The sequence below is a fragment of the Ruminococcus sp. YE71 genome (genome assembly GCF_900119155.1).
Classification (GTDB): Bacteria; Bacillota; Clostridia; order Oscillospirales; family Ruminococcaceae; genus YE71.
Genome location: NZ_FPIR01000001.1, coordinates 381,268 through 401,512 on the forward strand (window position 1 = coordinate 381,268; position 20,245 = coordinate 401,512).

A 20,245-nucleotide genomic window follows, 5' to 3' on the forward strand; every position below is an offset into this window, starting at 1 on the left:
AAGGCAGCTCCTTTTATTTCGGGCTCATTCCGTATCGGAAGAATAGTATTCCTCAAACCTCGGGCGGGCTTTTTTGTAGCATTCCTCAAGCCTGCTGTCGAACTGGGTACCCATCCCCTCAAGGATGATGCTGTCGGCTTTCTCGAAGGACATCCTTTCCTTGTACACGCGCTTTGAAACGAGGGCGTCGTAAACGTCCGCCACAGCCATTATCCTCGCTTCCAGCGGTATCTCCTCGTCTCTGAGCTTTTCGGGATAGCCCGAACCGTCAACGCGCTCGTGATGATAGTGCGCCATATTCTCCGCGATGCGTCTGAACTCAACGTCGTCGGTGTTGCGGAGTATCTCCCCGACGATGCGTGCGCCCTCCGCGGCGTGGGTCTTCATCACCTCAAATTCCTCGGGGGTGAACCTTCCCGGCTTGCGCAGGATAACGTCGTCAACGGCTATCTTTCCGAGGTCGTGCATCGGGGCGGCTTTTATGACGTTCTCATAGAACTCGTCGCTCTGCGAAAAGCCGCCGTCCTTCTTCATCTCGTCCACAAGCATCCGCACGAGGTCGCTTGTCCTTCGGATGTGACCGCCCGTGGAATTATCGCGGCTCTCGACCATGGTCGCCATGCCCACCACAAGGTCGTTCTGCATCCCGATGATGTGCTCCGCCTTCGCCGCCACCTCATTTTCAAGACGAGTCTCGTACTTCTTCATGAAGAAGTAGTTGCTGACGAAACCGCCCACAGCCACCGCGAACAGCCCGAGCACGCTGAGTATGCTGATAAGGCTCGTGGTCTTCAGCTCACGGTCGAGCAGTTCGATATATTCGTCCTCGCTCATGGCGAGAATGTCAGGGGAAGCGGTGCCTGCATGGTAGTCCCGAAGCGCGGCGATGACCTGACGGGTAGCGTCGCTCTCTATCTTGTTCATCCAGATGATGCCAAGGTAGATTATCAGCGAGATGAGCGCCACCCACACGACTATCGCACGTCCGAAATGCCGCGCATGGTCCTTCGCGATGACCCTGTGGAAGAATATCAGCCCGAACACCGACCAGAGTATGAACAGCAGATATGTCTCCGTTTCAAGCGTGCCCGTGCCGAGCCCCGGGGTTATCAGCACAGCCCCGAAGACTATCATGACCGCAAGCACAGTGAGCCCCGTGAAGTATTCCCTTCTGTCGCGGTTCGCCTTTGCGCACTTCATCGCCGCCGCCGAGATGAAACCGTAGAGGAAGGTCGCGATTATCGTGGTCACATCGACTATCCAGCCGATAGCCGACCGCCCGAGAAACGGCACGAAGGACGACATGACCGCCACCGACACTATCGCTTTCGAGGGGATGCCCCTGCTGTTGAGTTCGGCGTACTTTTCGGATATGACCGAGTGTCTGCCGACGGCGTACATGAGCCTGCTAAGCGCCCATGTGTTTGCGATAAGGCTCGTGACGATGAGCGCGAACAGCGAAACGAACAGCAGTATCAGCCCCGCGTCCCCGAGGTAATGCTCCGCGGCGTAGAATGCGGGCAGAGCCTCGATACCGTTCAGACTGCCGAGGTCGCTGATATAGCCGAGCCAGTTTTCGTACTCCGAAGGATACGCCGTCACCGAAAGGAGCGTGACGAATATGTACATCAGCGTCGTGATGATGACCGACACCGACAGTATCCCGAACAGCTTTTTCTTCGGGAAGCCGAACTCCTTCGAGGAATGGGTGATGCTCTCAAACCCGATGAACGCCCAGGGGGATATGAAGGCTATCTTCATCACCTGCCCGAAAGGCTTGCTGTCGGGGATGAACAGCGGTCTCATGCCCGAGGACAGGTCGGGATGCTTCACCGCTGCCGCCGCAAAGCAGACGGTTATGCCGATGAGAAATACCGCCGCCAGCACGACCATCAGCACCGCTGACAGCTTCCTGCTCCTCATCAGGAACAGGGCGGTCAGCCATATCACCGCCACCGTCAGAAACATCTCCCCGAGGCAGACATCGTACCCGAAAATGGTGTACAGATGCCCGAAACAGAAAAAGTCCCCGAAGATGTACCTTGCGAACAGCGGAACAGCCGTGGCGTTCGCCCAGAATATGGATATGTACAGCAGAAAAACGAACCATGATATGAGAAACGCACGGTCGTACCCGAAAATGTTTTTCGTGTATGAGAATATCCCCGAGCTGTCGGGGTATTTGTTCGCAACATAGTGATAATTGCGGCAGACGAGCAGCATTATGGCGGCGCCGATGAGCAGACCGAGGGTGCTCCCCAGCGGCCCTGCCTGTCTGAGGTAGGTGTTGCTTGTGACGACGAGGGAGCCCCAGCCCACGCTTGTCCCGACGGCGAATGCGGCCGCCATGACAGGCGTCATGAATTTCTCGGGCTCATTGACCTTTCTCTCCGAAGCTGACATTTTCCAGACCTTCTTTCATATGGGCGGCAGTCTGTGCCGACCTTTAAATATTTGAAGAAATCCGTATATATTATACCACATTTCCCTTGTGATTTCAAGTGTTTCAGCCCTGTCCAGCCGACGCGGGAAACGGGTCTTTTACAAATATCACAGCATCGGTTTTTATTTCCGCTCGATAACCGTTCAAATCTACAATTTGTCCGTTTTTGTATTGACATCACAGGGGAGTTGTGTTAGAATTAATCTGTACCGAGGCAACACTTGACAAAGGTCAACCGCATACGCGCTGCCTCGGATACATTTTTTTGTTTGTTTTAGCCCCATTTTACTTTCGTGTTGCTAATAAAACAAAGTAGTGCTGACTGTGAGTGCTATTTGGGGAAACCTTTCTTCTAGCCGTGCGAAGCTAAGGCGGACGTGCGAAGCTAAGGCGGACGTGCGAAGCTAAGGCGGACGTGCGAAGCTAAGGCGGACGTGCGAAGCTAAGGCGGACGTGCGTAGCTAAGGCGGACGTGCGAAGCTAAGGCGGACGTGCGAAGCTAAGGCGGGTTTCCCCCGGTAAAACCCACAGGCAACAGCGCAAACTCTGATCCATATGCAGGAACACTTTTGTAAAAAGGGAGTTGTTTTATTGCGAAAGGATAGGTAGATCATGAATCAATTCAGAAAAACGCTCGCATTCTGTGCTGCTTCCGTAGTCATCCTCTCGAGCATGGCGGTGCTTCAGGCAAATGCCGCAAATTCGCCTGCACCCATGGCTGAAACAGCTGCTTTTGATACTCAGGGCGGATGGCACGATGATACTTCGGGCTCAAGCTCAACTACCGTGACACCGAGCGTCAGGGTCTCGACCACTACCGTCAAGGCAGGCGAAACAGGTTCTATTACTGTCAGCATGGACAGCAACCCCGGTCTTGTGTCATGGAAGTTCTTACTCGACTACGATTCAAACGCTATCGAGATCACGGGCATCACTCCCGGAGCGTTCAAGAACGCGTCATGCGGCTCGCTGAATTCCGATCCGTTCGCTTTCTACTGGAACGATAATTCCAAGGGCAATAACACCTCAAACGGCACTATCGCGACCATCAGCTTCAAAGTCAAGCCCGAAGCTGCTCCAGGCAGCTACAACCTGACCCTTTCGGGCAGCGCTGCCGACATCTACAACGCTTCCCGCACAAGAGTCAAGTTCAACTACGGCACGGGTAGGGTAAACGTCACCGACAATCCCGCTCTCAAGAACCCGACTGTCAGCTACACCCCCGGCGACGGCAGCGTGAAACTCAGCTGGACTTCCGTTCCCACAGCGCAGAAGTACGCTGTAGTGGCTTACCTTAACGGAAACTGGAAGACCCTCGCAGAAGGCAACACCAACACCTACACCGTCAGGGGTCTTACCGCAGGCGATCAGTACAAGGTAGCTGTCCTCGCATACGTATACGGCGGATGGAACACCAGAGACTTTTCCAAAGCCATCTACGTGACCCCCAACGCCGCACCTGCATACCCAAAAGTATCTTCTCAGGTTCAGGGCAACACTTTCAAGCTCAGCTGGACTGCCGTTTCGGGCGCTCAGGGATATGCCGTAGGCTATCAGAAGGGCGGCAAGTGGAAGATCCTCAAGAGCGTTTCCGCTTCGACCACTTCCTATTCCCAGAGCGGAGTTCCCTTGGGCACATACAAGGTGGCAGTCATCGCCAAGAAAAACGGCAACTGGGACACATCGGCCATAGCCAAGAGCGCGACCACCATCACTATCAGATGACAAACAACTCTTCCTATAATATTTCGCAGACCTGCCGCGCTGTACGTGGCAGGTCTGCTGTTGTTTATGTGTATTTTGAGCCGCAAATTTTCGCTTTCGGCTGCACGTCTAAAACCTTGATAAGCCCGAAATCAAAAGAATAAATAATAAAGAACAAAGAATACGCAATAATACAGAAACGCCCCTAATAATATTATTCCTTACTCTTTGTTCGATATTCGCTATAATTTAAGCCCCTCAGCGATAAGACGGGTATCAAGGAATACAAGCACGTTACCGAAAGCGACGGGCGCAAGTTTATTTCTGTCGGGCTTGTTGATGATAACGAGCGCTGCATGGTATGGGACGAACCGCGAAACATAGAGCTATACGACGAAAACAAGCCGCTTGACCGCGATCATTATTTTGCCACAAATACTCGTCAACCATGCTGACGAGAGCAGGCTTGCAAAGAATATATTGCTGCATAACTTCCTTTTCCTTCAAGGTACTCTTGCACAGCTGCTATTCGTTCTTCATCCGTTAGCTTACTTCTTCTTGGCATAAAAATACCCCCTTAGATTTTCCACACTTTCGTTTTTTCGTGTGTCTACTCTAAGGGGATTATATCAGTATGACTCTCCGCTATATTTTTATTTTAAACTTCTCCACCCATCCAAACTCATCCAGTCGTAATTCCCTTTTCAGCTCATCCTCTGTCGGAAGATAAGTCAGGTACTTTGAAGCAAAGATCTGATTATTGTCCTCGGGCAGCGTGTATTCCACTACCGCATCGTTCTTTTAGATGCACAGCACGATACCGATAGTTTACTCACATCATCCACATGAACGTGTGACGGTGCCGTCAAATCAGTTTAAAAAAGTCCCATCATTACACCGTTTTCGGGCATTATTTCCGTGTGATTCTGTGTGATTTCATGTGATTTTGGTGCATTTTTGACTGTTTATAGTGCATTTCAAACCGCAAATGTTCACTTTTGGCCGCACATCCAAAAACGCAAAAAAGCCCGTAATCACGCGGTTTGCGGCAATTACGGGCTATTCCGTATGGTGGAGGCGAGGGGAGTCGAACCCCTGTCCGAAAACCCATCCCCACGAATTTCTACGAGTGTAGCTTGTTATTTCGGCACAGTCTCCGAACTAAGCCAATTCCCTCCCAACGCCGCAAACAAGCACGCAGCGGAGGTCGGTAGGCTGTCATACATCAACGGACTACAGCCATCGTCCGCTGACGTTCACCACTGATCGACGCCTTTACCCGAGCCGTGGTACTCACGGGCAAGACGAGCGCTGACTTAAGCAGCAGCTAAAGCAAAATTATCGTTGTCGTCTAATTTTAAAACGTGCGCCTTTTTACGGGATTTTCGCTTCCCGACTCGCTTATCATGCTTCAAGATCCCCGTCGAAACCTTTACGCCCCCTTAATTCACGTTACGCATGGCGGAGCCATGCTTACTTTGTTTGGGTATGCGGCTATCGCACCGCGTTTTTGCGGTTTGCCTGATACCCTCGTTTGTGCTCACTGCCCCGATACTGTGAGCTTATTTGCTCACATCACGTTGGTTTTGAGCTATATGTCATGCCCGTTCGGGCTTGTGACCTTTCACGCGAAGCCGTGATTGACCATCTGCCATTCGCCGGTCGCGTCCTTTTCCATGCAGAAACTGAAAGCATCGGTCGTGCTGTAATTGTCAGCCCAGCCCTGAAATCCAGGCTCGACATACCCGACGTAGATCTTGCAGATATACCAGATCTGCCCGTACTCATTCTCGGGGTCGAAGTCGTTGTAATCGCGGGCGTTGAACTTCACCTCAAGAAAGTAAAGCTCGCCGTCCTTCGACAGCTCTCTGACACCGTTCTGCCATGCCGTGCGGATATCCTCCGCGGTGAAGCCCCATTCGGGGTCGGGTTCAAACCCGTTCCCGACGAACTCGGTCGGGTAAGTTTCGCCCTTCTTAACGCCGATATCCTTCTCTATGCGCCGCCAGTTCGGTCGGTAAAAGACCGCGTTGATAACGCCGTTCCCGACAAGCATCAGCACCGTAGTGATGACAAGAGCGCCGATGAGTATCGCAAACGTCCAGCCGGATCTTTTAAGTGCGTTTTTCATTCGCTTGAACTAAATATATAAACTCTTTCGAGCTCGATCGCATATTCGCCGCTGCTCAGTTTAAAGGCGTGGAAAAGAATAAACGCCGTTCCCTTGTCGCATTTAACGTCGATACCGATGTCAAAGGTCTTGTCCGGATACTCCGCCGATTCAGCGTCCGCCTGACCTGCCTTGATAATATCCGAAGGCTCGGTGCTGATCTTACAGTCCGTGACCCAATCCTCAGCGCGTATCATGTCCCAGTATTCGCTGCGGCTCATTTCGGTGTTGAACTCTTCTCTCGCTTCATCGAAGCGCATCTCATCGAATGCTGCGCTTTTATCATCATCCTGAACACAAGCTGCGATCTTCAAAGCCCTTGCTGTGAGCTGCCTGACTTCCGTCTCGGAGAGCTTATTGGTAAGCCTGTCAGAATAAGTGACAGGATAATCCGCAGCGGCTGCACTCATCTGCCATTCGGAATCGAGCCTGCTCCCTGTCTGACTGCACCCTGACAATGCGAAAATACCGGCAGATATCACAGCCAGAATAACTGACCATCTCATCTGTTGAAGTCCTTCATCGCCCTGTCGATATCGCGCTGAGCGGACTTTTTCGCCATGTCGTCGCGCTTGTCGTAGAGCTTTTTACCCTTGCAGAGCCCCATGCACAGCTTCACGCGGCTGCCCTTGAAATAGAGGGACAGCGGTATCAGCGTCAGACCCTCCTGCTGGACTTTGCCGAACAGGCGGTTGATCTCCGCCTTGTGGAGCAGCAGCCTGCGCTCACGACGCGGGTCGCGGTTGAAGATGTTGCCCTTTTCGTAGGGGCTGATGTGCATACCCTTGACCCAGCACTCGCCGTCCTCGATGGCGCACCATGCATCCTTGAGGTTCACGCTGCCCGTGCGGATGCCCTTGACCTCTGTGCCGCAGAGTTCGATGCCGCACTCGAATTTTTCGAGGACGAAATATTCGTGGTACGCCTTTCGGTTGTCGGCGATGGTCTTGAAGTTCTCCTGTTTCTTTTCGGACATTGTGTTCACCTCTTTCTGTCCTTGGGTAGTATTATATTATAGCATCCCGCGCGGAGATTGTCAAGGCTTCATCCGCTGATTTTACACATTGTTCACAAAGTTTCTGCCCGCGAATTTTGTACGCAAACAGACATCTGTTCACACAATATTAATCACGCCTGCCGATTAATCCGCCATAAAATGCCAATAATTCAATCGTTCAAGTACGAATTAAAGGACTTTGTTGAAAAACCCCTGTTGAAGAAACTCAGTAAATAACGCAAGTTTTTAACAGTTTCAACAGGTTTTTCAACAGAAAATCGACCTTCAGGGTTGAAATCTTCCGAGTTTTCAACTTTTTGTTGAAAAAGCGGCGTTTTTTACCTTAATATGGGAACGATCTTGCCGATTGGCCAGAGTCAGGAGTGTGTCGAAAAATGTTGAAAGGCATAAATAAACAAATAATCGAGATAAAATGTACAGATAACGAACATTTTGAAAAAGCTCTGTTATTTGTGCGAAGGGGCAGCAGCACGCTTCCCTACGACGAATTGCTCGGAAGTGCCGAGCAGTTCACGGGTCAGCTGAGCGGTGAGAGCCGCCGCAGGGTCAGCAGGCTGTGGATCGGGGCGGCGTGTGCTCTGGCTGTGGCGTCCGCCGCGGCTGCCCTCATGCTGTTTCTGCTGTAACGAGACCCGACCGCCCCGACAGCTGTGTTCGGGACGGTCGCGGAGAGGTTCATCGGGGTGTGACGAGCAGCGGCTGGAGCTGTTTTCCTGCCAGCGCGGCTTCGGCTGCCGCCCCCAGCTGCGGAAAATCCGCCGACAGCGAGCAGGGCTTCGCTTCGGGAGCGTCCTGACCGAAGGGCACGAAGTAGAAGTGCCTTCGGACAAGCAGCTCTGCGATGCTCCTGGCGCTGCCTGAGAGCGCGTCGTTGGTCGAGAGCGCTATCAGCACGGGTCTGCCGCCGCGCAGGTGGCTCTTCGCGCCGAGCGTCACTGGGTCGTCGTAGATGCCGTTTGCGAGCCTGCCCATCGTGGTCGCCGTGCAGGGACAGATGACGTACAGGTCGAACAGCTGCTTCGGACCTATGGGCTCGGCAGCCGTCAGCGTCCTTATCGCCTCGCGTCCGCAGATGCCCTCGATACGGGCAAGGTTGTCGGCGGCCGTGCCGAAGCGTGTGTCGGTCTCAGCGGCGTTGCAGGACAGCACAGGGGTCAGCTCGGCACCCTCGGCTGCGAGTTTCTCGGCTTCGGCGAACGCCTTTTTAAACGTGCAGTAAGAGCCCGTCATGGCGAAGCCGATCTTGATTCCTTTAAGAGACATTACTGCCGCTCCTTTCGGGGTCGCTGCGCACGTGCCCCCACTCGGCGGCTGCCGTCGGAGGGCGGTCACGGTGCGGAGCGGTATTTCTCGAACATATCAATGACCGTTTCGGCGACTATCCCGCCTGCGGTCTTCGGTGCGTATTTTCCGGGAAGAGCCAGCGCATGAACGAAATTCCTGCCGCACACTGCGCAGGCTGTGGCGTCCGTGCCTCCGGGTCTCGACGCGAGGTCAACGATAAGGCAGTTCCGCTGAGTGCGGCGTATGACCTCTGCCGAAATGACGGGAGCAGGCACGGTGTTAACGATGACGCGGTATTTCTCCGCACGGTCGGCGAGTTCTGTCAGCGGCACGGTCTCAAGCCTGAGACAGCCCGCCTCCGCCAGCGCCGAGGGTTTTCTCGCCGCCACTGTGACCCTCGCCCCCACCGCCGCGAACAGCTTTGCGCAGGCTTTTGCGACCCTGCCCCAGCCCGTCACGAGAATGCTCATGCCGCATATCACTTCATCCGACTGAGAGGCTATGACCGAGAGCGCACCCTCGGCGGTGAGCAGGGCGTTTTTGATTTGCAGTTCCTCGCTTCGGAAATAGTCGGCAGTCCGCAATCCCAGCGATGCGAGTTCTTCGACTGCCGCATCGGGGATGAGTCCGCCTGCCGCGAGGGCTTCGGGTTTCGCCGCAAGTGCGATCTCACGCAGCGAGACTTTCCCCAGTTCGGTGGGGATGCGGCTCCCGCAGCTGTTCATCATCGGCAGCAGTATAAGGTCAGCCGACCTCGAAAGCTCGTCGGGAGAGCCAACGGCGGTCACATTTTCGGGCGTGAAGGACAGTCCGTATCCAAAGACCTTCGCCTTTGCCGTCAGTGCTTCGGCGGCGTAGGACATCCGTCTGTCGAGCCCTGTCACGAGAGCGGTAACGGTATCGTTCATGTTCTGTGCTCCTTTCTCGGAATGATACATATTATGCGTTACGGCAGCGGTTTGTTACTGCGTATACAAAGCAAACGCCGCACGGAACAAAACCGTGCGGCGCTTACCCTTTAGGACAATCTCAATACAGAAGAGTTCAAATATTTAGAGCGGCATCATTCGATCTTGCTCTGAGCCTCTTCGATGAGGTAATCAAGAGCGTTCTTGTTCTCCTCAACGGTCTGAGCCCAGCCGGCAGGGTCGCCGGGGTGCATGGTCTTCTTTATGATGCCATCGGTGATGTTGGAAATATCCTGCGAAACACCGGTCGCAAACTCGAATACGGGATGAGCTGCCGCCTTAGCGTAGATCTCCTCGCGCATTTCGAGCATTTCATCAGTCCAGCCGTACTTATCTTTATACTGCTGGATGGTTATAGCGTGTGCGTCAGCATCGGTCTCTGCATATCTTGTGCAGTCCATCCATGCTGCAACACCCTCAGGATTCTTAGCACCCTTGCAGATGCAGAATCCGTGGATCCTCGAAGGTACATACTGTGCATCGCTGTCAGCTGCGCAGGGAACAGGCACGAACATTACTTCGCCTGCCGACAGATCGCCGTAAGGTTCGGTAACGGACGGTGCGTCCTCAATAGCCCAGAGTCCGATCGGATAGAACAGAGTCAGACCCGAAGCGATACCTGTACCGAATACGTCTCCGCGCACCTTCCAGTCACGCTCGTGCTTAGGATATACGACGTTGTTCTTCTGGAGATCATACATCATATTCTGAGCCTTAGCGATCTCGGGAGACTCGATGTTGTTGACGATATTGCCGTTCTCCATAGCGATGAGTGCCTTGCCCGAAGATTCGGTCAGAGCGTTCTCATAGTACCAGCCATCGAGAGCCCACTTGTCAGCGTCAGCATCAACGAATTCTTTGCACATAGCGCTCATAGTATCCCAGTTCCACTCGCCCTTAGCGTAAAGCTCAGCGGGGTCATCGAGACCGTTGTCAGCGATAACATTCTTGTTGTAGATCCAGATGTAGCTGGGGTCTACGCGGGAAACCGCAACATAGTGGCTGCCCTTGAATACGAACTGGTCATTTGCGGACTTCATATCAGCCCACAGCGCAGAGTCGAAATCGATATAATCGTCAAGCGGCTGGATCATATTCTTGATAGCTCCGCGGGGGAACATATCCATATCATCAGCGCCTACAAAGTCGGGAGAGTCGTTAGCCATCAGCTTTGCAGCGAGGTCATCGAACTTGGTATCCCATGTAGTCTGGATGTAAGTGATCTTGCCGTTGTATTTTGTCTGGAAAAGTGCCAGGTCGGCACCGATCTCTTTATCTTCGGAAGCAGTCGGATTGATGTCGTAGAAAGAGAACCACTTGATCTCGGAGTTTTCAAGAGTTCTTGTTTCCATATCCTCTGCAAGGCTGTCAACAACATCCTGCTGATCTGCTTCGAGCTTCTTTTCAGGCATCGAGGAGCTTGATCCGTCTCCGCCCGACTTGCTGCCGCAGGACGCAAAACCTACGGACATAACCACAGCAAGTACTGCTGCGGCAGTTCTCTTAATTGCTTTCATCAATCAGTTCCCCCTGTAAAGTTATCAGCGTCTCTTCTTGCTTACTACGATAGCGGAAGCTGCAAGTGCGCCTACTGCGAGTGCAACGCCTGCTGCTGCGCCTGTGCCGGAGCTCTCGGTAGCGTCAGAAGTTGCTGCGGAAGAAGTGGAGCCGCCTGCTGCACCGCCTGTGGTAGCTGCCTTGGAAGTGGTGGAAGTACCTGCCTTGGAAGTGGTCGAAGCAGTGGATGCAGTCGAAGAAGAAGATGCAGTTGAGCTGGAATCAGTCTTCGAGCTGGAGTCGGTGGTGGAGCTGGAATCGGTGTTCGAGCTGCTGTCGGTCTGAGAAGAGCTGTCGTCAGCTGCCTTCTTGCCGAAGTCTACCTTGATGTGGAGAGTACCGCCGTTGAAGCCGCCTTCCTGATCCATGCCTGCGAGCTCGGGAGCTGCCTTTACCTTTACCTCACCGGAAGCCTCGTCAACGTCGTCAGTAGGACGAAGGATGATGCGGAAGTTGCCCTCGGGGTGCTTGGTAGCCTCGGTAACAGCCTTAGCGGTTTCAAGCTCGATAACAGTGCCGTCATCCTTAGTGAAAGTAGCCTCAAGTACAGAAACTTCATACGGATAGTTCTCCTCAGGCAGATTACATACCATGATGCCCATCATACCGAGGGAGCCCTTGCCGCTGATAGTCTTGTCAGCGAGAACCTTGTTGATCTCATAAGTCATGTCGATAGTGCCGTCGTCAGCAATACCTGCCCACTCGCTCTGGCACCACTCGTCCCAGTTGCCGTTCATGAAGAAGCCGAGTGCGCCGATCTTGTAGTAAGCGTCGTTGATCTCAGCGTTGTCCTCAGTCGGGTATACAACGTCGGTGAGCTTGGTAGCCGCAGAAGCGGTGATAGCGAAGCAAGATGCTGCAAGTGCAGTTGCAGACATTACTGCGAAAAGCTTTTTGATGTTCATAATAGGTTCCTCCTATAGCTTGTTTAAAATTTTTGGATTTCAGAAGATTGTCCTTTTCTTCATCGTGACTATTATATCTCTTTTCTTTCTAAAAATATACCATAATCTTAACATAAGTATCATCCATATAACCTACTTTATAAATATTTTGTAAACAATATTTTACTTTTTATGGTAATTATTTACACATTTATCCTTTGCACACCTCTGTCATGAAAACGTTTACTTTTTGTGTCAGAAATGTGATGACTTTATGCAAAAAAATTTCTCCGCAAGTGTTTTCAACGCCTTGCGGAGAGTTTTTATCTCAAAAATTTAAGCACTGATCTGTCACGGCCGATCAGTATTTTACCGTCTTGACAGCCGAAGCGTCGCTCCAGACGGTACCGCCTGTTTCACGTCTGAACGCCTTGATCCTGAACTTCGCAGTGGAATAGATTCCTGTCAGCTTGCAGGAGGTATTCTTTGCGTTGATGGTCTTCATGTTATCGTAAACGCCTGTGGTGTTGTTGTACATATACACTCTGTAGCCCGTAACGTTCGGTACAGCCGACCATTTGAGGGTCACGTTGCCGCCCGAATTGCTTCCCGAGGTAAAGGACGGAGTGGACGGAAGAGTGCCGTCGATGGTGCAGAGTTCGCTGTAGGGGCTGGTGTAGTTCCTGTTGTTGGCGGTGAAGTAGCCTGCTACGGCGTAGCTTCTCGAACCCTTGGAGGTATCTGTGAAGGATGCCGAAAGGGATGTTGTATCAGCCAGCTTGATGTAGGAAACGCCCGAACGTCTGTAGACCTTGTATCCTACCGCGCCTTCAACGGCGTCCCAGGTAACAGTCACGTTAGAGGGGGTGATGGTAGTTTTGAGTATGGTGGGAGCTTCGATGTTCGTAGCGACCTTCAGGGCTCTCGACCAGGGTGCATACGAAGTCACGCCGTCAGCCTCGGAATATGCTCTTACGCATACCTGATAGCCAGTGCCAGCGCTGAGCGACTTGAAGGTATACATAGACGCGGAAGCGATGGTCTTGCCGACGGTCTTGTAAGCATTGGTAACGGGATTGAACAATGCGAACTCATATCCCGAAGCGCCGAGAACGTGTCCGAATCTGATGGTGACAGCGCTCGAAGTGCGCGAGTACTGGCTCACCGTGTTTATCTGCTTGGGGGTGAGGATAGCCGAGACCGCGGTAGAGAGCGCACCCTCGGTAGCGTCATCGTCGCTCTTGCCGAATACGGGAGCTACCTTGTAGGTGTACTTGATGCCCATCTCCGTATTGGTATCGGTGTAGGAAGGCTCCTCAACAGTGGCTATCTTAGTATACACGCCGCCGTGTACCGAGCGGTATACCGCATAGCCATTAGCCGTGCTTATCTCGTTCCAGGATACGGTAACGCTCTTGTTGTCCGATGCGGCTCCCAGACCCGAAATGATCTTGTTGGATATGTATACCAGATCGGAGTATTCGCCGTACACCTTGGTAGTGCCCGAAATGCTGACACTTCTGACGGTGTAGGGGATGACCGTGCCCGTAGCCGAAACGGTGACCTTCGGGCTGACAACGGTGTTTACCTTGATGTATCTGTCGATGTCCTTATTGTATCTGTACACCTCATACTTGTCCGCGCCTGCAACGGGAGTCCATTCAAGAACAGCGGTGTTTCCGTTAAGGGTAGCGGTGATGTCGTCAGGAGCGTCGGGCTTTGCGGGAGCCGCGGTCTTCTCACGGTAATCAACGTTCATGTCAACGTTGGTGGAGATGCCGTCTACCTGACCCGTGTAAGCGTACTGCCACATGGAGAAATCGCCCTCATAGCCCGTGTAGGTCACATAGTGAGCCAGCCAGATGGGGTATTTCTTCGCGAGTTCTGCGGCGTTGAGCTTGTAGTTCAGCCAGTAGGGGTTAGCGTAAACGCCTGCCTTGTAGCCTGCCTTTATGATCCTGTCGCAGAAAGCCTTGCAGTTAGCGGTATTCTGAGCGACGGTGAGATTTGCGCTGTCGAGTCTGCCGATATCGTAGTCAACGCTCTCGATATCGAAATATACGGGCAGGTCGATGGAATAGTTTTTCAGGTACTTGATGCAGAAGTCAGCCTCTTCCTTGGCCTCGGCAGTGGTGATAGCCTGAGTATAGAAGTAGATGCCCACCTGAAGTCCCGCTGCCTTTGCGTTCTTGATGTTCTCTTCAAAGCGGTAATCGAGCACGAGATCGCCCGACGAGCCGTATCCTCTGTAGCCGAGACGGATGATGGCGAAATCAACGCCGTCCGCCTTTACCTTCTTCCAGTCGATCTGATACTGGAAATAGGAAACGTCGATGCCTATGACCTTTTCGCAGTTATTGAAGCGATCCTGATGGGTGTAGGTATAGCCCGTGTACTTGTCGGTATCTCCGCTGCCCTTTTCGCCGTAAACGGGCATATTGTAGCTGTTCGCCTTTGCTGCGGCAGTTTCCTCGGCAGCTTCCAGCGACTTGAGATATTTGCCGTACTGAGGGTCGAAGTTTTCCTGAGCGAACTGCTCTGCCTCAGCCTGTGCTTCTTCGGTGTCTGTTCCGTTATCGGCCGTGGTCCCGTCCGTTTCGGCGGAATAGCTGTCATATGCGTACTCTTCAGCCGAAGCAGGGAGCACTGCCCCCGCAGATGTGAGTGTGAGCGTCAGTGCGGCAAGCAAGCCGATGGTTTTCTTCATCATGAGCGTTTCTTTCCTTTCTAAGCCGTGCGCCCTGCGTAACAGGCGCAAGTCATGAGTCGCGGCGGTGAACCCGCCATGTGTTCCGCTGTGCCTTCCGATTATCCGAAAAATGGTACAGCTTTCCCCGTGTCGAATTCTATTATACCTTTTTTTAATCGATTTGTCAACCTTTTTAATCGATTTGTTACAACTTTCCTGTGATAACTAAACGAAATTTTTGTGTAATGCCGTTGATTATCAAGTGCCCCCAAGATTCGGTATAACAATATTAACCTCCGACGGTCTTTCTTCCGTCGGAGGTCATTTTCAGTACTCTATTCCCTGTCTCGCGGCGACGCCCTTGCTGTAGGGGTGCTCATGACAGACAAATTCAGTCAGGTAATCTGCGCGGGAGACGAACTCCTCTATCGGTCTGTGACCCGTTATCACCAGCTCACAGGGCGGACAGGCGAGCATTTTATCCACCAGCCCCCTGTCGGCGAGCCCGTTCGCGTAAGCGTCGCTCAGCTCATCGAGCATTATCAGTCCGTAGCCGCCCGACAGCGCCGTTTTCAGCATCTCGTTGTGGCGTGCGGTGATGCGTTCCCTGTCCTCGTCGGTCATACTGCGGATGAACTTCACGCCTTCGGTCACCGCAAGGACGTTTATCCCGAGCTTCCCGAGGGCTCTCACCTCACCGCTCGTGCCGTCCTTCAGAAACTGCACGGCGCAGACAGGCATGACCTCGCTCGCTCTCAGAAGCAGTCCGAACCCCGAAGAGGTCTTTCCCGCTCCGTTTCCATAATAATAATGTATAAAGTACTTTTCGGGCATGGTGTTTTCCTCGGTCTTACGGCATCAGGGTTTGCGGCGCACGACGTACACAACTCCGATGACGAGCATGATGCCTGTAAATGCAAACAATGCAAAGCCATTTTCGGGTTCGGCGTGCTCGATGTATCTGGTCGAGGTATCATTCGGGTCGTAGTAGACCTGCACCGTGTCGCCGTAATCGAACTTGTATCTCGTATATCTCGAAGTCACGCTGCTGAGGCCTGCTTCATTCTTCTCGCACTCGACCGTTGCCCTGTATTCCATGTGGGAGCTTCTGCGGGAGCGAACCCTCTTCGAGTCCACGTCAACGACCGTCGCCGTCACCGACTCGGTACAGGCATTTGTTACCCTCTTATAGTTGATGAACTGGAAAATACCTGCAATAAAGCATACAGCCGCTATGACAAAGCTCAATATCGTGGTGTTGCGTCTGCCCTGGGGTGTTTGACGCACTACTGAATAATATGACATTTTTTATCTCCTTTTTATCTGTCTTCGGTCTCGTTTTCGTCTGTCTGTGAAGTCTGTTCGGCGGCTTTTTTCTGCTGTTCCGCCGCCCACTCGCTGAAAGTCTTGCCGTCGGGGGTCTTGATGAACTTACGGGCGCTGAGCTCCTTGTCGGTACCCCTGATACTGCGCACGCATCCGATGGTGAACATCAGCACGCCGCAGGCGCATATCAGTACGGTGCATACAGACGCGGTTTTCCAGCGTTCCTGAACAGTCCTGTCCTCCTCGATGTAGAGGTCTCCGGGCGAATTCGGGTCGTAACCGATGTGCAGGGTCTCACCCTCCTTATAATTCTGATCGTGCATTATGGCGCTCGCAGCCTCCGCGTGTACGAGCTGACCCTTTTCGTAGTAGATGAACTCCATCATAGGGCCGTAGTACATATTGCCGTCGCGGTACTGTTCTTCCAGTCCGAAAACGGTAGCGGTCGTTTTCGTGGTGCATCTTTCCTCGAATTTGGTCTGTGTGCGGTAGGGCAGGTAGTTCGTGACGAACACCGTCGCCGCAAGCATCAGGCATACGAAAAGTATCAGCGCACCTTTTTTCGCTGTCAGTCCGTTATAATCCTTGTCAAGCATTTCGTTATCCCCTTTTAATTAACAGTATGCATATTTATAATATCACAAACGTGCAGATTTGTCAATCAGATTTTTCGGGTCAGATGACCGCATTTCGGCATAATATGTAGAAAACCGACATCAGCCGACGATCTCCGCGGTGAATAGCTCTGCGGAAGTCGGGGCATGATACTTACATGAATACTTCGGCAAAGGAGCGACCGATATGAGCATACACAGAGGAGAGATATACTACGCCGACCTGAGTCCCGTGGTCGGCTCGGAGCAGGGCGGCATCAGACCCGTACTTATCGTCCAGAACGACGTAGGCAACCGCCATTCCCCGACGGTGATAGCCGCCGCCATCACCAGCCGCCACGACAAGGCGCGTCTGCCCACCCACATCCGTGTCGGCGGCGGAGACTGCGGTCTCGCGAAGGACTCGATAATCCTGCTGGAGCAGATACGCACCCTCGACAAACGCCGTCTGAAAGAGCGCATGGGCGAGCTCGACCGCGGCTCGATGGACAGGGTGGATTCAGCGCTGTCCATCTCCTTCGGGCTGCCCACAGGCGGTCAGACGACCCGATCCACCTGACGTCCGCATCGCCAAAGGACAAAAAACGCCGCAGCGTCCGAAATATCCATCGGAAGCCGCGGCGTAAGATATACGTATATCAGCCCTTTGCGATCTCAGCCTTGATAGCGTTAAGAAGCTCGCTGTACTCGGTGAATGCGGGGTACTGGGGATAGTCCTTCTTGATCTGCTCGGTGGATCTGAAGAGGTAGCCTGCGCGGCTTGCCTGGATCATGCCGAGGTCGTTGAAGCTGTCGCCCGAAGCGATGGTATCGAAACCGCAGCTCTGGAGTGCCTTGACGGTGGTGAGCTTGGACTTCTCGCAGCGCATCTTGTAGCCTGTGATCTCGCCGTTGTCAGCCACGATCAGCTCGTTGCAGAAGATGGTCGGCATACCGAGCTTCTCCATGAGGGGCTTTGCGAACTGGGTGAAGGTATCGCTGATGATGATGGTCTGGCAGATGCCTCTGAGTTCGTCGAGGAATTCCTTTGCGCCGGGCATCGGGTCGATCTTTGCGATGGTCTCCTGTATCTCCTTGAGTCCGAGACCGTGCTCCTTGAGGATCGCGATCCTGTACTTCATGAGCTTGTCGTAATCGGGCTCGTCACGGGTGGTCTTCTTCAGCTCGGGGATACCGCTTGCTTCCGAAAATGCGATCCAAATCTCGGGAACGAGTACGCCTTCAAGGTCAAGACAAGTAACTATCATTGTATTTTCCTCCGTTATTTTAAGTATCTTTATCGCTGTGACGCTTTATCACAATAACCATTATACACCCATTGGAACTGTTTGTAAATAGTTTTGATAGTTTTTTAACAATTTGTTCGGATGTGGTTTTGGCAGGGTTCTCGCCGCCTCGGAGGAGTTGAAAAAATCGCTTTGCTCTTTTCGACTTTTTCAGAGGCGGGGCGCATGGATTCGCCTGATCTCCGGCGCGGACGGGAGGGTGATGCGTTATCCTCTCGATATTTCTTTTATTACGTCCTTTAGCTCGTCTAAGAATAGCTGGTCGGTCTTACTCAGACGGTAACTGCTTTGATATATCAGCGCATCACGGTTCGTCCGCTTTGTGCCTGCACACGGCTTCTGCACAAGCCCGTATCTCTTCAACAACGCCTCGGGCAGCGGCGAAACATACATGAACGTATTCGGCACCGAACTCAGTATATCAAACTGGCTCCCGCGCTCGTATACATAAATGTGTCTCTTGTGGGACTTCATGCGGCTGCTCTTCTTTTGCAGCGCCGCCGAAACGTTCGGTACGGCAGTGTCGCCGTGAAGTATCTCGATATAGTCCTCCAGCTCGGCTTCGGTGACAGACCTTGCCGACGCGAGAGGGCTTTTTTCGCTCATGAGGACTACGTAGTCGTATGTCCATATCTCATGACTTCTGAGGTTCTTCTCGTTCAGCAGCGACGTGAAAAAGTCCTCCATGCCAAGCTCGTAGCGGATTATCGCGAGGGTACATTCGCACTCGATGACGGCGTTTATCGCTTCAAGGGAGTTGGTCTCCTTGAATTTCACGTCCACGAGCTCGGTCTTGGGCAGCTTGTTCACGAACTCGGTGAAAGCGTAGGTGATGTAGCTCGCTCTCGGCAGCATGAGCTGAAAATCTATGCGCGAGTCGCCCGTTTCCTTGTAGAGCTCTTCCATCTTGTCCATCTGAACGATGATAGCTTTGGCATACTGCAAAAATTCCTGACCCTTTTCGGTGGGCACCACGCCCTTTGCCGAGCGTTTGAATATGGGTATGCCTATTTCAAGCTCCATTTCCTTGATGGCCTTCGAGAGGTTCGGCTGACCCATGTAAAGCGCCGCCGCCGCCTTCGTTATCGAGCCGTGCCGCTCGACCTCGACCATGTATCTCAGGTGTGTAAGATTCATTTTTGTTCTCCTTTCGGGAATATAGGATATGTATGTTTCTATATGTATAATAAATTATACCTCTTATGACAAACTTTGTCAATAGGGCTTAAAAAATGTTCAAACAATTGAAATATCGTGGTTTTATAACCATATCCCAATTAACATTTGAGTAAGGAATATCCATCCCGTGCGAAAGTCCGACCGCTTATTTCGACCTGTATTTTTGCAGTCCTGCGAGGTAGTCGAGCGACACGCCGTAGAATTTAGCAAGCTCGATAAACAGGTGCATGGGCATTTCCCGCTTGCCGCTTTCGTAGAGTTGGTATTGCTGACGGGTGATGTTCAATATATCCGCTACCTGCTGCTGAGAAAGGTCGCTGTCCTCACGTATATCTCTTATTCTTTGATAAAAATACATAATATCAAACCCCTTCATTTGTATATTATGTATATTTTATCATACATTCAAACGAATGCACTTGACGGGCATTCGTTTGAATGCTATAATAATATTGTTTTGGCATTTAAATAAATGCACGTTTGATTATTGGGGATGATTCTATGAAATGTTTTTATCATAATGATATTGACGCAACTGCACAATGTACAAATTGCGGCAGGTATATTTGTTCACAATGCTGTATGCAGGAATACTCAACGCTGAAAATACTATGTCCTGACTGTACAAAAGCCCTAAATGAACAAGCTGAGTATCAGGCAAAGGATGATTTAAAGAAAAACAAAAAGTCTTTGAAGAAAAGGCTCATTATATATATTTTGGTATTATTCCTTGGATTTATATTTACAAACTTGGGCTTTGCCAGTGTTTGCAATTACCCCGGCTCAGCAGGATTGAACTATTTTTTACATTATTCAAGTTTTATCGAAAAAGTGATCGCGCTGACAATAGGAGGCATTCCCGGTGCTATTGCTACAGCTATTATGGGTATGCCAACAACAACTGAAGAAAAAATACTTAATGAACTTAACAAACTTAGGTTTGATAATGGTTGTTTAGCCATTTTTATCCAAGTAGTTTTCAGCTGTATTCTTGGTTATTTGTTCTATATTTTCGCGATCGTGTGTGTAATATTCTCGATTTATCTATTAGCCAAATTGAAAAAAAGCGGCGTAGAGTAATACACACAAAAACCGCCCGACGGCATCTTTCATCCGTCGGGCG

The 20,245-nt window shown here is 51.9% G+C and carries 19 protein-coding genes and 1 other RNA gene; 4 read left to right on the plus strand and 16 right to left on the minus strand.

What is annotated here, in order from left to right; translation table 11 throughout:
* Window positions 1-24: 24 nt before the first annotated feature.
* Window positions 25-2,403, minus strand: coding sequence for an amino acid permease (locus BT142_RS01665; RefSeq protein WP_072416458.1), 2,379 nt, complete (start codon window positions 2,401-2,403; stop codon window positions 25-27).
* Between the two features lie 652 nt (window positions 2,404-3,055).
* On the opposite strand from BT142_RS01665, the gene BT142_RS01670 reads away from it, so the two are divergent.
* The gene (locus tag BT142_RS01670; protein ID WP_072416459.1) at window positions 3,056-4,168 is read left to right on the plus strand and encodes a cohesin domain-containing protein; all 1,113 of its coding nucleotides are present in this window, start codon (window positions 3,056-3,058) and stop codon (window positions 4,166-4,168) included.
* Between the two features lie 1,048 nt (window positions 4,169-5,216).
* Here BT142_RS01670 and ssrA read toward each other — a convergent pair.
* The 4 genes from ssrA to smpB form a co-directional block, all read right to left on the minus strand.
* Window positions 5,217-5,589: a transfer-messenger RNA gene (ssrA, locus tag BT142_RS01680) on the minus strand.
* A gap of 182 nt (window positions 5,590-5,771) precedes the next feature.
* A complete protein-coding gene (locus BT142_RS01685) occupies window positions 5,772-6,278 on the minus strand; it encodes a hypothetical protein (protein WP_072416460.1) in 507 nt (168 codons plus the stop codon).
* Window positions 6,275-6,823, minus strand: a complete 549-nt coding sequence (locus tag BT142_RS01690; protein ID WP_072416461.1) for a hypothetical protein — start codon at window positions 6,821-6,823, stop codon at window positions 6,275-6,277. Before BT142_RS01690 ends, BT142_RS01685 begins: the two co-directional genes overlap by 4 nt.
* On the minus strand, window positions 6,820-7,293 hold the full coding sequence (gene smpB, locus BT142_RS01695; RefSeq protein WP_072416462.1) for an SsrA-binding protein SmpB: 474 nt from the start codon (window positions 7,291-7,293) through the stop codon (window positions 6,820-6,822). Before smpB ends, BT142_RS01690 begins: the two co-directional genes overlap by 4 nt.
* 416 nt (window positions 7,294-7,709) lie before the next feature.
* Here smpB and BT142_RS01700 point away from each other — a divergent pair, with 416 nt between their 5' ends.
* Window positions 7,710-7,961 carry a hypothetical protein gene (locus BT142_RS01700; protein WP_072416463.1) on the plus strand — a complete coding sequence of 84 codons (252 nt, stop codon included), beginning with the start codon at window positions 7,710-7,712 and terminating at the stop codon, window positions 7,959-7,961.
* A 49-nt stretch (window positions 7,962-8,010) separates the two neighbouring features.
* Here the strand turns inward: BT142_RS01700 and BT142_RS01705 are convergent, their stop codons facing one another.
* From BT142_RS01705 to BT142_RS01740, 8 genes are all read right to left on the minus strand, one after another.
* Window positions 8,011-8,598 (minus strand): dipicolinate synthase subunit B, encoded by a 588-nt coding sequence (locus BT142_RS01705; RefSeq protein WP_072416464.1) that lies wholly within the window; start codon window positions 8,596-8,598, stop codon window positions 8,011-8,013.
* A 65-nt stretch (window positions 8,599-8,663) separates the two neighbouring features.
* The gene (locus BT142_RS01710; protein ID WP_072416465.1) at window positions 8,664-9,527 is read right to left on the minus strand and encodes an NAD(P)-dependent oxidoreductase; all 864 of its coding nucleotides are present in this window, start codon (window positions 9,525-9,527) and stop codon (window positions 8,664-8,666) included.
* Between the two features lie 155 nt (window positions 9,528-9,682).
* A complete protein-coding gene (locus tag BT142_RS01715; protein WP_072416466.1) occupies window positions 9,683-11,104 on the minus strand; it encodes an ABC transporter substrate-binding protein in 1,422 nt (473 codons plus the stop codon).
* Window positions 11,105-11,128: 24 nt separating this feature from the next.
* Window positions 11,129-12,049 (minus strand): hypothetical protein, encoded by a 921-nt coding sequence (locus tag BT142_RS01720; protein ID WP_072416467.1) that lies wholly within the window; start codon window positions 12,047-12,049, stop codon window positions 11,129-11,131.
* Between the two features lie 340 nt (window positions 12,050-12,389).
* Entirely contained in the window at window positions 12,390-14,738 is a 2,349-nt protein-coding gene (locus tag BT142_RS01725) for a GH25 family lysozyme (RefSeq protein WP_072416468.1), read from the minus strand.
* Between the two features lie 306 nt (window positions 14,739-15,044).
* Window positions 15,045-15,551: a cob(I)yrinic acid a,c-diamide adenosyltransferase gene (locus tag BT142_RS01730; RefSeq protein ID WP_072416469.1), complete on the minus strand. Its 507-nt coding sequence runs from the start codon at window positions 15,549-15,551 to the stop codon at window positions 15,045-15,047.
* 24 nt (window positions 15,552-15,575) lie between these two features.
* Entirely contained in the window at window positions 15,576-16,022 is a 447-nt protein-coding gene (locus BT142_RS01735) for a DUF3592 domain-containing protein (protein WP_072416470.1), read from the minus strand.
* 14 nt (window positions 16,023-16,036) lie between these two features.
* Window positions 16,037-16,639 (minus strand): DUF3592 domain-containing protein, encoded by a 603-nt coding sequence (locus BT142_RS01740; RefSeq protein ID WP_072416471.1) that lies wholly within the window; start codon window positions 16,637-16,639, stop codon window positions 16,037-16,039.
* Between the two features lie 205 nt (window positions 16,640-16,844).
* Between BT142_RS01740 and BT142_RS01745 the strand changes: the two genes are divergently transcribed.
* Window positions 16,845-17,216, plus strand: coding sequence for a type II toxin-antitoxin system PemK/MazF family toxin (locus tag BT142_RS01745; protein WP_072416472.1), 372 nt, complete (start codon window positions 16,845-16,847; stop codon window positions 17,214-17,216).
* A 79-nt stretch (window positions 17,217-17,295) separates the two neighbouring features.
* On the opposite strand, the gene thrH is transcribed toward BT142_RS01745, so the two are convergent.
* The 3 genes from thrH to BT142_RS01760 form a co-directional block, all read right to left on the minus strand.
* Window positions 17,296-17,904, minus strand: a complete 609-nt coding sequence (gene thrH, locus BT142_RS01750; protein ID WP_072416473.1) for a bifunctional phosphoserine phosphatase/homoserine phosphotransferase ThrH — start codon at window positions 17,902-17,904, stop codon at window positions 17,296-17,298.
* Window positions 17,905-18,150: 246 nt separating this feature from the next.
* Window positions 18,151-19,080, minus strand: coding sequence for a LysR family transcriptional regulator (locus BT142_RS01755; RefSeq protein WP_072416474.1), 930 nt, complete (start codon window positions 19,078-19,080; stop codon window positions 18,151-18,153).
* A 187-nt stretch (window positions 19,081-19,267) separates the two neighbouring features.
* Window positions 19,268-19,480 (minus strand): helix-turn-helix domain-containing protein, encoded by a 213-nt coding sequence (locus BT142_RS01760; protein ID WP_072416475.1) that lies wholly within the window; start codon window positions 19,478-19,480, stop codon window positions 19,268-19,270.
* Between the two features lie 143 nt (window positions 19,481-19,623).
* On the opposite strand from BT142_RS01760, the gene BT142_RS01765 reads away from it, so the two are divergent.
* Complete coding sequence (locus BT142_RS01765; RefSeq protein ID WP_139182152.1) at window positions 19,624-20,202, plus strand: hypothetical protein; 579 nt, start codon at window positions 19,624-19,626, stop codon at window positions 20,200-20,202.
* Window positions 20,203-20,245: the final 43 nt, after the last annotated feature.

Bases quoted from the DNA above. Each gene is read 5' to 3' on its own strand.
- BT142_RS01745 (WP_072416472.1), top strand. From the start codon at position 16,845: ATGAGCATACACAGAGGAGAGATATACTACGCCGACCTGAGTCCCGTG.
- BT142_RS01670 (WP_072416459.1), top strand. From the start codon at position 3,056: ATGAATCAATTCAGAAAAACGCTCGCATTCTGTGCTGCTTCCGTAGTC.
- BT142_RS01720 (WP_072416467.1), bottom strand. From the start codon at position 12,049: ATGAACATCAAAAAGCTTTTCGCAGTAATGTCTGCAACTGCACTTGCA.
- BT142_RS01685 (WP_072416460.1), bottom strand. From the start codon at position 6,278: ATGAAAAACGCACTTAAAAGATCCGGCTGGACGTTTGCGATACTCATC.
- BT142_RS01700 (WP_072416463.1), top strand. From the start codon at position 7,710: ATGTTGAAAGGCATAAATAAACAAATAATCGAGATAAAATGTACAGAT.
- BT142_RS01760 (WP_072416475.1), bottom strand. From the start codon at position 19,480: ATGTATTTTTATCAAAGAATAAGAGATATACGTGAGGACAGCGACCTT.
- BT142_RS01705 (WP_072416464.1), bottom strand. From the start codon at position 8,598: ATGTCTCTTAAAGGAATCAAGATCGGCTTCGCCATGACGGGCTCTTAC.
- BT142_RS01740 (WP_072416471.1), bottom strand. From the start codon at position 16,639: ATGCTTGACAAGGATTATAACGGACTGACAGCGAAAAAAGGTGCGCTG.
- thrH (WP_072416473.1), bottom strand. From the start codon at position 17,904: ATGATAGTTACTTGTCTTGACCTTGAAGGCGTACTCGTTCCCGAGATT.
- BT142_RS01665 (WP_072416458.1), bottom strand. From the start codon at position 2,403: ATGTCAGCTTCGGAGAGAAAGGTCAATGAGCCCGAGAAATTCATGACG.
- smpB (WP_072416462.1), bottom strand. From the start codon at position 7,293: ATGTCCGAAAAGAAACAGGAGAACTTCAAGACCATCGCCGACAACCGA.
- BT142_RS01765 (WP_139182152.1), top strand. From the start codon at position 19,624: ATGAAATGTTTTTATCATAATGATATTGACGCAACTGCACAATGTACA.
- BT142_RS01715 (WP_072416466.1), bottom strand. From the start codon at position 11,104: ATGAAAGCAATTAAGAGAACTGCCGCAGCAGTACTTGCTGTGGTTATG.
- BT142_RS01730 (WP_072416469.1), bottom strand. From the start codon at position 15,551: ATGCCCGAAAAGTACTTTATACATTATTATTATGGAAACGGAGCGGGA.
- BT142_RS01725 (WP_072416468.1), bottom strand. From the start codon at position 14,738: ATGATGAAGAAAACCATCGGCTTGCTTGCCGCACTGACGCTCACACTC.
- BT142_RS01710 (WP_072416465.1), bottom strand. From the start codon at position 9,527: ATGAACGATACCGTTACCGCTCTCGTGACAGGGCTCGACAGACGGATG.
- BT142_RS01690 (WP_072416461.1), bottom strand. From the start codon at position 6,823: ATGAGATGGTCAGTTATTCTGGCTGTGATATCTGCCGGTATTTTCGCA.
- BT142_RS01735 (WP_072416470.1), bottom strand. From the start codon at position 16,022: ATGTCATATTATTCAGTAGTGCGTCAAACACCCCAGGGCAGACGCAAC.
- BT142_RS01755 (WP_072416474.1), bottom strand. From the start codon at position 19,080: ATGAATCTTACACACCTGAGATACATGGTCGAGGTCGAGCGGCACGGC.